Source organism: Campylobacter sp. 2457A, assembly GCF_020135895.1.
GTDB lineage: Bacteria > Campylobacterota > Campylobacteria > Campylobacterales > Campylobacteraceae > Campylobacter_D > Campylobacter_D taeniopygiae.
This window is the reverse complement of sequence record NZ_JACHTO010000028.1, coordinates 1-13,292: the sequence shown is the minus strand read 5'-3', so window position 1 is coordinate 13,292 and position 13,292 is coordinate 1. Positions and strand designations below refer to the sequence as shown.

At 28.7% G+C, this 13,292-nt stretch carries 10 protein-coding genes, 1 other RNA gene and 1 pseudogene; 8 read left to right on the top strand and 4 right to left on the bottom strand.

Going from position 1 to position 13,292, the window contains the following annotated elements:
- A pseudogene (locus H2280_RS07495) lies at positions 1-301 on the top strand (hypothetical protein); the annotation flags it as partial.
- A gap of 66 nt (positions 302-367) precedes the next feature.
- Here H2280_RS07495 and rnpB read toward each other — a convergent pair.
- Positions 368-691: RNase P RNA component class A (rnpB, locus tag H2280_RS07490), an RNA gene on the bottom strand.
- A gap of 94 nt (positions 692-785) precedes the next feature.
- On the opposite strand from rnpB, the gene efp reads away from it, so the two are divergent.
- The 7 genes from efp to H2280_RS07455 all read left to right on the top strand — a co-directional run bounded on the left by efp (position 786) and on the right by H2280_RS07455 (position 8,119).
- The gene (gene efp, locus H2280_RS07485) at positions 786-1,355 is read left to right on the top strand and encodes an elongation factor P (RefSeq protein WP_137624099.1); all 570 of its coding nucleotides are present in this window, start codon (positions 786-788) and stop codon (positions 1,353-1,355) included.
- A 97-nt stretch (positions 1,356-1,452) separates the two neighbouring features.
- The gene (locus H2280_RS07480) at positions 1,453-2,142 is read left to right on the top strand and encodes a DUF969 domain-containing protein (RefSeq protein ID WP_337216128.1); all 690 of its coding nucleotides are present in this window, start codon (positions 1,453-1,455) and stop codon (positions 2,140-2,142) included.
- The gene (locus H2280_RS07475; protein WP_337216127.1) at positions 2,129-3,082 is read left to right on the top strand and encodes a DUF979 domain-containing protein; all 954 of its coding nucleotides are present in this window, start codon (positions 2,129-2,131) and stop codon (positions 3,080-3,082) included. Before H2280_RS07480 ends, H2280_RS07475 begins: the two co-directional genes overlap by 14 nt.
- 9 nt (positions 3,083-3,091) lie before the next feature.
- Positions 3,092-4,096 (top strand): DUF2891 domain-containing protein, encoded by a 1,005-nt coding sequence (locus H2280_RS07470; protein ID WP_337216126.1) that lies wholly within the window; start codon positions 3,092-3,094, stop codon positions 4,094-4,096.
- 148 nt (positions 4,097-4,244) lie between these two features.
- Positions 4,245-5,180 (top strand): NAD(P)-binding domain-containing protein, encoded by a 936-nt coding sequence (locus tag H2280_RS07465; RefSeq protein WP_337216125.1) that lies wholly within the window; start codon positions 4,245-4,247, stop codon positions 5,178-5,180.
- A 183-nt stretch (positions 5,181-5,363) separates the two neighbouring features.
- Complete coding sequence (locus tag H2280_RS07460) at positions 5,364-6,683, top strand: MATE family efflux transporter (RefSeq protein ID WP_337216124.1); 1,320 nt, start codon at positions 5,364-5,366, stop codon at positions 6,681-6,683.
- 65 nt (positions 6,684-6,748) lie between these two features.
- Entirely contained in the window at positions 6,749-8,119 is a 1,371-nt protein-coding gene (locus tag H2280_RS07455) for a replicative DNA helicase (protein ID WP_137624093.1), read from the top strand.
- A 41-nt stretch (positions 8,120-8,160) separates the two neighbouring features.
- Here the strand turns inward: H2280_RS07455 and H2280_RS07450 are convergent, their stop codons facing one another.
- From H2280_RS07450 to H2280_RS07440, 3 genes are read right to left on the bottom strand one after another with little or no spacing between them, the layout of a single operon-like run.
- A complete protein-coding gene (locus H2280_RS07450) occupies positions 8,161-9,429 on the bottom strand; it encodes a hypothetical protein (protein ID WP_337216123.1) in 1,269 nt (422 codons plus the stop codon).
- Positions 9,430-9,440: 11 nt separating this feature from the next.
- Positions 9,441-13,070 carry a hypothetical protein gene (locus H2280_RS07445; protein WP_337216122.1) on the bottom strand — a complete coding sequence of 1,210 codons (3,630 nt, stop codon included), beginning with the start codon at positions 13,068-13,070 and terminating at the stop codon, positions 9,441-9,443.
- Positions 13,071-13,072: 2 nt separating this feature from the next.
- Positions 13,073-13,240 (bottom strand): hypothetical protein, encoded by a 168-nt coding sequence (locus tag H2280_RS07440; protein ID WP_337216121.1) that lies wholly within the window; start codon positions 13,238-13,240, stop codon positions 13,073-13,075.
- Between the last annotated feature and the right edge of the window lie 52 nt (positions 13,241-13,292).

Sequence of the window (13,292 nt, the reverse complement as noted above, 5' to 3'; positions counted from 1 at the left end):
TGTTGATAATGTGGAACATTTTGTGCCTTTCATGAACTCTCCAGAAGTTGAGAAACTTTCATTAGATGGGTATCGTATATATATTTACATGGATTTTTTATCTTGTTTAATCTTTGTTTTGGTATTTTTAACGCTTTTCATAATCTTATGTTTATTACAAGCTTATTTTTTTAAATGCTATAGCACAGGAGAAAAACGTAAAAAAATAAGTTGGTTAATAGGGTTTATTTGCAATATATCACTTATTGCTTCATGTATTGCTATCATATTTGAAGATATTAACATGAAAAAACTATTTTAAAAATTTATACTAGATTTTAAACTTTATGGCAAAGATTTTATTAAGATTAATTTTTTAAAAGATAAAAATAAAAGCATAGCGATAAGCCGAGTTCTGTCTAGAATGCTCATTTATCTAGTTTTGTTTTTGCAAACAAAATCAAGCGAAGGGTTAAAATAAAGACTAAAACCATCCCTTCTTGCTGCACATTGGGTTTACATAGCCGAAATTGTTACCAAAATCGCTGGTGGGCTCTTACTCCACCGTTTCACCTTTTCCATAAAAATATGGTAGTTTGCTTTCTGTTGCACTGTCCCTTAGGTTTCCCTAGCCATCCGTTAGATGGAATGTTTGTCTTTTGCAGCTCGGACTTTCCTCTTCTTAAATAGAAGCGAGCATTTGCTATGCTTTGCTCCAAATTTTAACGCAAAAATACTTAAATTTAATTGCGATATCAAACATTTTTTGCTAAAATTATATTTTATTTTAATATAAAAGGAATGTTATGGCATCTTATTCAATGGGTGATTTAAAAAAGGGATTAAAAATAGAAATTGATGGAATTCCTTTTAAAATAGTAGAATATCAACATGTAAAACCAGGAAAAGGTCCTGCTTTTGTTCGTATTAAAATTAAATCTTTTATTGATGGAAAAGTTCTTGAAAAAACTTTTCACGCTGGAGATAAATGTGAGGCTCCAAATTTAGAAGATAAAACCATGCAGTATCTTTATGATGATGGAGAAAATTGTCAATTTATGGATACAGAAACTTATGAACAAGTTGCAATTAGCGATGAGGATGTAGGTGAAGCTAAAAAATGGATGCTTGATGGTATGATGGTAAATGTTCTTTTTCATAATGGTAAAGCTATCGGCGTAGAAGTGCCTCAAGTAGTTGAACTTAAAATCGTAGAAACCGCTCCTAACTTTAAAGGAGATACTCAAGGTTCAAATAAAAAACCTGCTACACTTGAAACAGGGGCTGTAGTGCAAATTCCTTTTCACGTTTTAGAAGGTGAAGTGATTCGTGTAGATACAGTTCGTGGTGAATATATAGAAAAAGCAAATAAATAATTTTTTTAAGGTGTCATCTATAAAGACACCTTAAAATACCTGCCCAAAAATTTAACTTTCCTTTTATTTTCTTAATTTCTATATTTGGAGAAAAATAATGGATTGGTTATTACTTGCTTCTATTCCTTTGATTATTTTGGGTTTTGCGATAAAGATAAATCCTTTTTTGGTTGTTACTTTTGTAGGAATTTATGCAGGAATTGTGGCCAAATTTGATTTTGTAAAAATCATTAGCGATATAGGTCATTCTTTCGCAAATAATCGTTATGTGGCAATTATTTGGTTAATATTGCCTTTATTGGCTGTTTTAGAACACAAAGGCTTAAAAGAACAAGCAAAAAATTTGATTTCAAAAATCAAAGGTGCTAGCACAGGAAAAATACTGATGGGATATTTTATTTTTAGACAAATCACTGCAGCGCTTGGATTGTTATCGTTAGGCGGACATGCACAGATGATAAAGCCTTTAATAGCACCTATGGCTGAAGCGGCTGCGAAACTTAAATTTAAAAATCTCACTCGCAAAGATAGCCAAAAAATCAAAGCTTATTCAGCCGCTACTGATAATGTCGCCGTCTTTTTTGGAGAAGATATTTTTATAGCTGTGCATTCTATTTTATTTATACAAGCTTTTTTTGCAAGTAATAATATTTCAGTTAGTCCTGTTGATCTGTCTATTTGGGCTATACCGAGTGGAATTTTAGCTCTCATTATTCATTGTTTTAGATTGTATTTACTTGATAAAAGATTAAAGAAAACGTATGGAGTAGGTAATGATCACTCTTGATTTATTGTATTATATAGTAGGATTTTTATTTTTAATTTTTGGAATTCTTAATTTTTTAAATCAAAAAAAGACACTAAGGGCTAGATTAAGCGGTGGGGTGTTTTGGACAAGTTATAGTGCAACTTTCTTACTTGCAAATGTCTTGTCTGATTTTATTATAGGTTGTATTGTTATTTTACTTGCCATAATTGCAGGATTAAATTGGTTAAAACCTGAAAAAATTGAAGTAACAGCCAAAGAAAAAGAATACGAAATTCAAAGCGCTCAAATTTACAAACACAAGCTTTTTATTCCTGCTTTATTGGTTCCTCTTATAACTCTTGCAGGAACTTTTTTACTTCCTTATTGTAGTTTTTTTGAGGCTAAAAACGCTACTTTAATTTCCTTAATTTTAGCTATTGTATTTTCTTTTATTTTGGCGTGTTTTATGTTTAAAGCCTCTGCTAAAAAGGCGATAAAAGATGCAACGCATACTATGGATCATATAAGCTGGGCTGCTTTATTGCCTCAAATTTTAGCAACCCTTGGAGTTATTTTTGTTTCCACTGGGATGGGTAACGAGGTTGAAAAGTTATTGTCAAATTACATTTCTTTAAACAATAGTTTTATGGCAGTAGCGGTTTATTGTATCTGTATGGCTCTTTTGACTATGATTATGGGAAATGCTTTTGCTGCCTTTCCTGTGATCAGTGCTGCTATTGCTTTGCCTGTTTTGATTTCAAATATGCATGCTAATCCTGCTATAGTCGGAGCTATAGGTATGCTTAGCGGGTTTTGCGGAACTTTAATGACGCCTATGGCAGCTAATTTCAATACCGTTCCAGCTGTGCTTTTGGAGCTAGATAGTAAAAATGGAGTTATCAGGGCACAATTTTTATCGGGATTGCTTTTATTAGTGGCTAATATTTTTTTAATGTACTTTTTAGCTTTTAATTTTTAAGGAGAAAATATGGAAGAATTTATTAAACAGTTTAGCGCTATAGCTTTGGAAAATATTTTTAAAGAGTTACCAAACAAAATAACTCATTCTTTTAACGATCTTGATGATGTAAAAATTCCTAAGCAAATGTATCCTATATTTTATGGATCTTATGATTGGCATTCTAGTGTGCATTCTCATTGGCTTTTGGTTAAAATTTTAAGAAATTTTGCTAATTTTGCTCCCGTTGATGAAATTACTAAGGCTTTAAATTCTCAATTTAGCAAAGAAAAGGCAGAAGGTGAATTAAAATATTTAGAAAATCCAGCCCATAAAGGCTTTGAAAGACCTTATGGATGGGGATGGTTTTTAAAATTAGCCCTAGAGCTTAATTTATTAGCTAAAGAAAATCAAGATGCGAAAATATGGGCTAAAAATTTAGATAAAATTGCAGATTTTTTTGTAAAAGAATTTAAAGAATTTTTACCTAAAATGGATTACCCAATTCGCGTAGGAACGCATTTTAATAGCTCTTTTGCCTTATATTTTGCTTTAGAATTTGCAAGATTTAAAAATGATCAAGAACTAGAACAATATATTATACAAAGTGCTAGAAGATGGTTTTTAAATGATGAAAATATGCAAACTTTAGAACCTTGTGGAGATGAGTTTTTATCACCGGTTTTAATGGAGGCTGTGCTTTTGAGTGCTGTTTTGCCTGAAGATGAATTTAAAATCTTCTTTAAAAAATATTTACCAAAATTAAATGAAAAAAAACCAGAAACCTTATTTAATCCTGTAAGAGTTAGCGATAGAACTGATGGGAAAATTGCACATTTGGATGGGCTTAACTTAAGCCGTTCTTGGTGTTTAAAAATCTTATCTAATTTTTGCGATGAAGACTTAAAAAATATTTTAAGAAAAAATGCCACAGATCATTTTAATGAAGCCATAGCACATATAGAGGAGGATTATTTGGGGTCTCATTGGCTTGGAAGCTTTGCTTTACTTGCTTTAGATGTCAAATTAAAATAATATTTTTTTAAGAAAATATTTTACTTGGGAAAATTCTAAACAAAAAGTAAAATATTTTTTAAATAATGATGATTTTTATTGTATTTTTATTTTTTTATTTAAAAAAAATTGATACATTATGTTAAAAATAAATATTAAAGGGTAAAAGATGAAAAAAATAGACTTAATTGTTATTGGTGCGGGGCCGACTGGCATAGCATGTGCAGTTGAGGCAAAATTAAAAAATAAAGAAGTTTTGATTTTAGAAAAAACAAACAATATTTGTCAAACTTTGGTGCAATTTTACAAAGAAGGTAAAAGGGTAGATAAAGTTTATAAGGGATGTGAAGGTACAAATTATGGAAATATCCCTTTTGAGGATGGCACAAAAGAAAGCACGATAGAAATGTTTGAAAATATTTTAAAACAATACAATATAGAAGTTGAATTTGGTTCAGAAGTTGAAAGTGTAAAACAGGAAAATAATCTTTTTTTAGTAAGCACGGCTAAAGAAACTTATGAATGCAAAAATATCATTGTAGCAATTGGTAGAATGGGAAAACCAAACAAGCCAGATTATAAACTCCCTATGACTTTAACTAAAATTATTAATTTTAATGCAAATTCAGTTTTGGGAAATGAAAAAATTCTTGTTGTAGGTGGAGGAAATTCTGCCGCTGAATACGCTGTAGATCTAGCAAAAACAAATAATGTAAGTCTTTGCTATCGTAAAAAAGAATTTACAAGATTGAATGATATCAACCTTAAAGACATAACTGAAGCTGGAAATAGCGGAAAAGTCAATTTAAAACTTGGTATTGATATCGAAGCCGTTGAGGATGAAAATGGTAAAGCTAAAGTTAATTTCAATGACTCAACAAGCGAAACTTACGATAGAATTATTTATGCTATTGGCGGATCAACTCCGGTGGATTTTTTACAAAAATGCGGTATTGAAGTTGATGATAAAGGTGTTCCTTTGATGGATGAAAATAAAGAAAGTAATGTTAAAGGAATATTTGTAGCAGGAGATATTGCAACAAAAAATGGAGCAAGTATTATCACAGGACTTAATGATGCTGCAAAAATTCTTTCTATTTTATAAAATTTAGCCTTTATAGGCTAAATTTTTAAGAAATTTTCTAGAAATTACTATGCAAAATAAAACTAAAATCAATAAACTTACAACTAAAATTTTCTATTTAAATTCTTACATGTTAGGAGTTTTGGCATTTTATTAGCGTCTTTGAAAATATTTTTTTATTGAAAAATTTTTTAAGGATAAGTAATGTCAAATATTTTTAGCACTTTAAACCCTTTTAAACTTTTTATAAAGTGTGCCTTGCCTAATATGATCAGCATGGCTTTTATTTCACTTTATTATATTGTTGATGGAATTTTTGTGGGCAGATATTTAGGCAGTGATGCTTTAGCAGCTTTAGCCTTGATCATGCCTTTTATTATGATGTCTTTTGCACTATCTGACACTATTGCGATAGGATCTTCGGTGCAAATCGCGATGAAATTAGGACTTGGTAAGAAAAAATTGGCTGAAAAAATTTTTAGCTCTAGTTTGGTGATTATCTTTTTCTTTTCTTGTTTGGTTGGAATTTTAGAATATCTTTTAGCGCCTATTTTGATTGATTTTTTAAATGTTAGCTTAGAGATTAAAGCCATGGCGAAAGAATGTATGATGGTTTTTGCTTTATTTGCACCCATCACTATGCTTTCTTTTGCTTTGGATAATTATTTACGAATTTGTGGCAAAACCACTTATAGTATGATCATTAATATTATCATTGCTCTAAGTAATATTTTATTTGATTATATTTTTATAGTTATTTTAGGTTGGGGATTATTTTCAGCTGCTCTTGCGACTTGTTTGGGTTTGACCTTGGGTGGAATTTTTGGAATTTTTCCTTTTTTATTTCAAAATTTAGAGCTTAGATTTTCTTTTCCTTATATAAATTTTAAAATTTTTAAAAATATTCTTTACAATGGCAGCAGTGAATTTTTTAACAATGTTTCGGGCTCTTTATATTGTGTTTTTGCAAATTTTGTTTTGCTTAAAATAGCTGATGTTAAAGCTGTGGCTGGATTTTCTATTATAGTTTATATTGATACTTTTATCATGATGCTTATTATTGCTATGGCAGATGCCATGCAACCGGCTTTAAGCTATAATTACGCTAAAAAAGATTTTCATCGTATTAAATCTTTTTTAAAAATTATATTTTTATCTGGATTTGTTTTTTCGATTTTTGTTTTATTTTTTATCTATATATTAGGTGAAAATTTAATAGGATTTTTTATAAAAGATCATGATCAAGATTTTTTAAATTTTGTTTATTTAGCCTTGATTCTTTTTTCTTTAAATTATATTTTTGCTTGGTTTAATGTATTGAGTAATTCTTTTTTAACGGCTTTTAATAAACCTAGTTTTTCTTTGATTTTAAGCTTAAGTCAAAATTTATTCGTTCCTTTATTTTTCCTTTTCCTTTTGTCCTATTTTATCGGCTTAAAAGGAGTTTGGCTTACTCCTTTGTTTGCGGAATTTTGTGTAGTAATTTTGGCTGTTGTTTTATTGAAAAAAAGTTTCAATATATAAAAATAAATTCGCTTTTTAAGCTCTTTTTGCTAGAATTTTAAAAAAGAGTTTTATAAGGAAAAAAATTGCAAGAACATTTTGATTTAGATCTAGAACGTGCGATTTTAAGCAGTTGCATTATGAGTGAAGATGCTTATTCAAGCATAGCAGGAGATATTGAACCTAAAGATTTTAGTCTTAAGGCTCATCAAGATATCTTTAAGGCTATTATTGCTTGTGCAAATTCTGGAGAACCTATATCTATAAGTTTTTTAAAGAAACACAAAAAACTAGACGAGCAAATTTTAAATGAAGTTATTGCTACGCCTTCAATGATTGATTTAGCTGCTTATGTTAATGAACTTCGTGAAAAATCCATCAAAAGACAGCTTTTAAGTTTTGCACATCTTCTGCCAACTCGCATCAATGAAAATCGTGCTGTAAGTGAAATTTCAGATGAAATAAGTAAAGAAATTTTTAATTTAACCAATCGTATCAATACAAACGATATTAAGGGTATAGAACTCGTTTTAGAGGAGCTTATAGAGGAATTTAAAAAGCAAAAAACTCTTGAAAATAAAACCGTTATAGGTTTAGATACTGGTTTTGAAGATCTAAATCATATGACTAAAGGTTTTAAAGATGGTGAACTTATCATCATTGCTGCACGTCCTGGTATGGGAAAAACAACTCTATGTTTAAATTTTATCGATCAAGTTTTAAAACAAGATCAAGGCGTGGTTATGTTTTCTTTGGAAATGCCTGCAACTCAAATCATGCAAAGACTTTTATCGGCAAAAACTTCAATTCCTTTACAAAAAATTCTCACTGCCGATCTTAATGATGATGAGTGGGAAAGAATAGGGGATGCTTGCAATTTGTATTCTAAAAAAAAGCTTTTTATATATGATAGTGGCTATGCCACAATAACAGATGTTAGAGCTATTTTAAGACGTCTAAAAGCACAAGAGGAAAGTATAAAACTTTGCGTGATTGATTATATCGGACTTATGATGAGTAATTCAAATTTTAACGATAGACATTTACAAGTGAGTGAAATTTCAAGAGGGCTTAAGCTTTTAGCTAGGGAATTAAATATGCCTATCATTGCACTTTCTCAATTAAACCGCTCTTTAGAACAACGTGCCAATAAACGTCCGATGATGAGTGATTTGCGTGAGAGTGGGGCGATAGAACAAGATGCAGATACAATTTTATTTGTTTATAGAGATGAAGTTTATCGAGAACAAGAGGAAAAAGAACGAGAAAATAAAGCTAAAGCAGAAGGTAAAGAATACAAAAGTACTTTTATACGCAATCCTATGCAGGAAAATGCTGAAATTTTAGTCGGTAAAAATAGAAATGGTCCAGTTGGAACCATCGAGGTTTTATTTTTAAAAGAAAAATCATGTTTTACAGATAAACCCAAATTTGAAAGCACAGAATTTCAAGGATAAATAAAAATTTAATCATAATATATTTTTTCAGCTTTTATGTGCTATTCTTTAATCCCATGTTCTTTAGCATAAGCTCTTATCTTAGCTCTAAGTTCTTCTGGAAAATTATAACGATTAATAGCAGGGATTCTAGGATCAAGGAGTTTATCTAAATAACCTCTTTTATAAATCCATTCTAATCTTTCAGGTGTGAAATAATAAGGGGCATTAGGATAACCTTGAGGAGGGGTTAGGGCTGCTAGTTTGGCACATAAAATTACAGTATCCATGGTTAGCTGAGCTGATCTTTCATCTCTTTCGTTTCTAATATCTACATCAAATCTAGTTACCAATTGCTCTTTACACGCATCCATATAATCATCAAATTTATTTCTGCTCTCTGGAGTAGAATCCACATCCCTTGGATCTTTTAATTTACCCTTGTCAATTTCATTAAACAAACTCCACATCATATTGCCTTCTTCATCATAGGCAAACTGATACGTATTTAAATCAATAGTCCAATCTGCTCCTATAATTTCATCCAAAAAAGGTATCATACCAAATTCATCCAATAAACTCTCATAATAATAATCGTGTAAATCATAAATCATTTTTGCTCTAATCTGATTCCAATGTTGTCCTGTGATAAAAGAATTAGAACACAATACTGCTAAACCTAAACTTTTAAAAGCATTTTTATCTCCAAATTGAGCTTGTAAGAATAAAGCTTGTTGTTGTCTTGTTTTAAATCCTACAGCAGCTGTAGGACTAGCTTTCATATCTCCTAAAAGTAAAGCAGCTAATTCCCATTCATTAAAAAAAGAATAGGATTTTAATGTTCCACGATGAGAACTTACTTCATCATAAATATCCATATATTCTTCATTAACCAATCTTCCTTTTTCATCTACATTGCAATAAGCATCATAAGGTATATCTATAACAGCAGATCTTAAACCACTTCTTATAGCTAAATATTTACATCTTTCTCTTTTAGTTTTTAAAGACTTATAATAAGCTTTTTCTGCTTTAGTCCAAGGAGCAATAGCTCCTTTAACAGGATCTTTTAAATAAATCTTTTGCCAATCTTTAAATTCAAGCAAAGTAGATTTTTGCCCTGTGTGAAATTCAGGATCTAGGTATTGAGGCTTATAATCGATATAAGGAGAAGTTCTTAAGATATGATCAGCTTTAAACAAAGCTTTAGAATATTCTTGGGTATAATTGCCTGTAGGTTTAACGTTTTTTTTAAAGATTATCTTATTGGTATCTTTTTCCACATCTAATATCAATCCATTAGGGGTATAAATTTCATAAGTTTCACTCATTTTTTATCCTTTCATCCTATATATAAACCATCTTCTATAATGATAGTAGTAGCTAATCTACCTATAAAATGAGGTGGTATTATTGTTTGTGATTTAATATCGGTATTTGTATTTGTCTTACTAGTATTATTTTCTCTTTTCCCTGTAGCTTTTAAGCTTTCTTCATTTCCATTTATCCCTATATACATAGCTTTAAGATTGTTTTGTCCTATGATATTAAGCTTTTCTAATAATCTTCTAGCCTTATTTTTATCTTCTATACATTTTCCTTCTTCATATTTAACATTATAAAGTCCATTAGCATAATCTTCTAAAATTTGTAAAACTTCATTATAAGCATGAATAGGACTGTGTTCATCTTTCCTAAAGGCATTGATCTGCTTTTCTTTATTTCTGATTTCTTTAAATAAGGGATGATTGCAAGGAAGTTGATATATGGTGCATTTTTTAAGTTCTAAAGATTTTAATTCTTTAGAATAAAATGTATAATCATCTATAATATATTTTTCTTCCTTTATATCCTCTAAGGCAGTTGCGTTTCTTTTTTCATCTAAAATAATATAAGATAAAAGTCTTCTTAAAAGAAATTCTTTGTTTTCTTCAATGTTTTGTTCTATTTCATAATGAAAGGAAAAATGAGTGTCAAAAACTCCAGTGCAAAGATCTATGCCATAGAAGATTTTTTTTAAATCAAAGCTAATAAATTTTGAATTGATTGCAAAAGGGTAGGTTACAAAATGATCTCTTACAACCGCTAAAGGAAAATCATATTTAAAGGTATAAAGCTGATAAATAATACTTTCATATTGTTCTTGCAAGGCTTTAAAATTTGTTGGAAAGAAAAAATTTAATGCTAAATTTGCTACAAATTCTGCCAACATGCTAGCTAAATCCGGCTTTATCATTTTTATTAAGGTTTTAGCTTGAAGCCAATTTGTTTTAATTGTAATTTTTTCAACATGAGGTGTAGATTTAATATCATTATAAAGATCTCTGAGTAATCTTTCATCTTTCATATCTAATTTATGATGTTTTTCTATATTTGCTTTAATTGTACTAAAACTGTCAATATTAACACCATTTTTTATCTGTTCTACCATAAAAACTATTTTTGTTTTAGTCTGAAAGAAATCTTCCTTAATTGTCAAAAATTGTTCTCTGGCGTGACTCTTAAAATAATTTTTTCCAGATGATCTAATTTCAATTCCAATATTTGGATTTGTTGTAAATACATATATAAGGCCTAGTTGCTCAATGAGAACTTCTTTAAAACCTTTTTGCATATAAGTAATACAAATATTTGTAATTTTTTGAAAAACTTTAATAGGATCTTTAATGTGATAAAAAAAATTGCTCAAAGGAACAAGACTACTTATTGCTTCCCAAAAAAGATTGCTAAAAAGTTCCATTCTGCTTTCTTCAAGTTTTTGTTCTAAAAAACTTTTATCATAAATTTTTTGAAATCTTTGCTTTAATTCTTCATCTGTTAATTCAACTGTTAATTCTTTTAACAATTCATTGAAAAATTTTTGTATGTTTTCGTTATTTTTCTTATTTTTCTTATTTTTATCTTCATTTTCGTCATTATCTTTATTGCTTTCTATAAAAATATCTAATAAATCTTGAGTGAAGTCAATAGCACTAAAATTGTGTTTATTTTTTTCTTCAAAAATCCAACAATTATCGTCTGAAAATACAGTATAATCTTCATCTAAATATTCTACATTAATGTTTCCAAAAAAACTTTTTTTAAATTTTAAATTCAGATTAATAAAAATTTGTTTTGCGCGATAAAGCTCCCAAGCAATTTGCAGGCAATCTCTAAAAGTATACATTTTTAATCCATAAATATTTTTTGATTTAGTAGAAATTTCTTTAAAAATTTTTTCTTGCAAAAACTCTAAATATTGATAAGCTAGTTTCTTTTCCTTTTCTATAATGGATTCTTTTTCTTCGTTTTGTTTAAAGAAATTTTGGATATAAAAATAAGGAAGCCATTTGTTGTCATCTATTTTTTTGCTGTAGTCAATATAAGCTAAAATGTTTCTTCGCTCGCAATGTTGTAAATTTTCCGTCTTTTTTACTATTTCTATCATTGGCTCATTTTCTGATAATGCTAATTCTTCTTTAACTTTTTTTGCGATTTTTGGTAGATCCTGCGGTATAGCAACAAAACTTGTTAAATATTTATAAATCTCTTGTATATATTCATAAGCTTTTTTGCTTTCTTTATAAGCTTCTTTGGATATTTTCACAAAAGGGCTTAATTGTAAAATATAGGGTTCATTTTCATCTTGTGACATTTCTATGCTATATTCACTATAATCTCTTTTGCTGTTATAAGTTTTTTTTGATGCATCAATACTTTTTTTAATTGTTCTGTATTTATCTTGTATATTGCTATGAACGATTTCTTGAGTTAGGCTCTCATTAAGTCCTGCATTGTATTTGCTGGGGATATTTGAAATAATTAAATAATTTTTACTCATTTTAGTTGTATTTAAATCTATTTGTGCATTTTGATTTTTTTGTACGAAAAATTCAGCCAATTTACTTGAGTTAAAATTTGGACTTTCTATATAAGAAAAATAATTAAACTGTTTGATATCTTCTTGTAAATTTTCCAAAATAGAATGATTCTTCAAATATAAACTAGACAGTTTTTGTGTTAAAATGGGAGTAGATAAATTGCTTAATTGAGAATCACTAATAGCAACTTGATGCTCTTTATCCCTTTGTTCTAAAAAGATTTCACTAAAGATACTTTCAATGCTTTCTATTTCTTTATTTAGAGTAGTTTTATAGGCTAAATTTGAAGCAATATTGCTTTTATCACTTCCAAGATATAATCCAAAACCACTTAAATCAATAATTTCTTTTTTATTAACAATTAAAACACAAGATAACAAACGAGAATTAATATAATGAATAAACATAGCACATCTAGTAGCTAAAAATGCAGCTAAAGGTGTTAAAAGCGCAGCATATTCTCTTTGAGTAAATTCATAATACTCGTTTGCAGAACCCATTAAAGAAAATAAACCAGCAGTCGCAATAGCTAGTCCTGTCCCACCCGTAAGAGCGGCTACTACTGTGGCTATTACAACACCCGCTATAGCGCTTAGTATTATTTTAATCTTTTTATATTCTTTTTCTTTAGCAAGTTTTTTAATGTATTCTAGCAACTCATCGATAAATTTTTCATAGGTGCTTTTTAAAGATGGGGTTATATTGTTTTTAAAAAAAATCGATTCTGTTATGCTTTCAATCTTTTTTAAAACTTTTTTCTTAAAATCATCAAATTTCTCACTACTTATATCATCAGAATCGATGTTTTCAATTAGTTTTTCTAAGGTATTTATATCTTCAGAATCTTTAACTATTTTTTTTAAAGTATTGATAAATTCGATACAAAGATTATTTTTATCTGTATAATAAAAGAGATTAAAATCTTTACCTTGTTTTTTATCTTGAATTTCTTCATCTAAGTTTTTTAAATAAGTCTTAGTGTAAATTTCACTGCTTGATAAATCTTTTAAATTTATGTTTTGTCCAGCATTAAGCTCATTAAGAGTATGGATATTTACTTCTATATCATTGTGATTATCACAAATCTGTTTTAAAATTTCTAGTACTTCCATAGCTAATATTTGCTTTTTAAATAAGATTTTTTTTGATGAAAATTAATATTTTTTAATATATCATTTAAAACAGAAAAATTAGGATAAATAAAATCAATCTGCTTGACTTCTTCATTGTTGATTAAATTTTTAATAGTTTGAATTAACTCTGGTTTAGAACTTATAAACATAAAAGATTCCTTTAAAATATTATTATTTGCCAATATTTTCACCTATTAATCT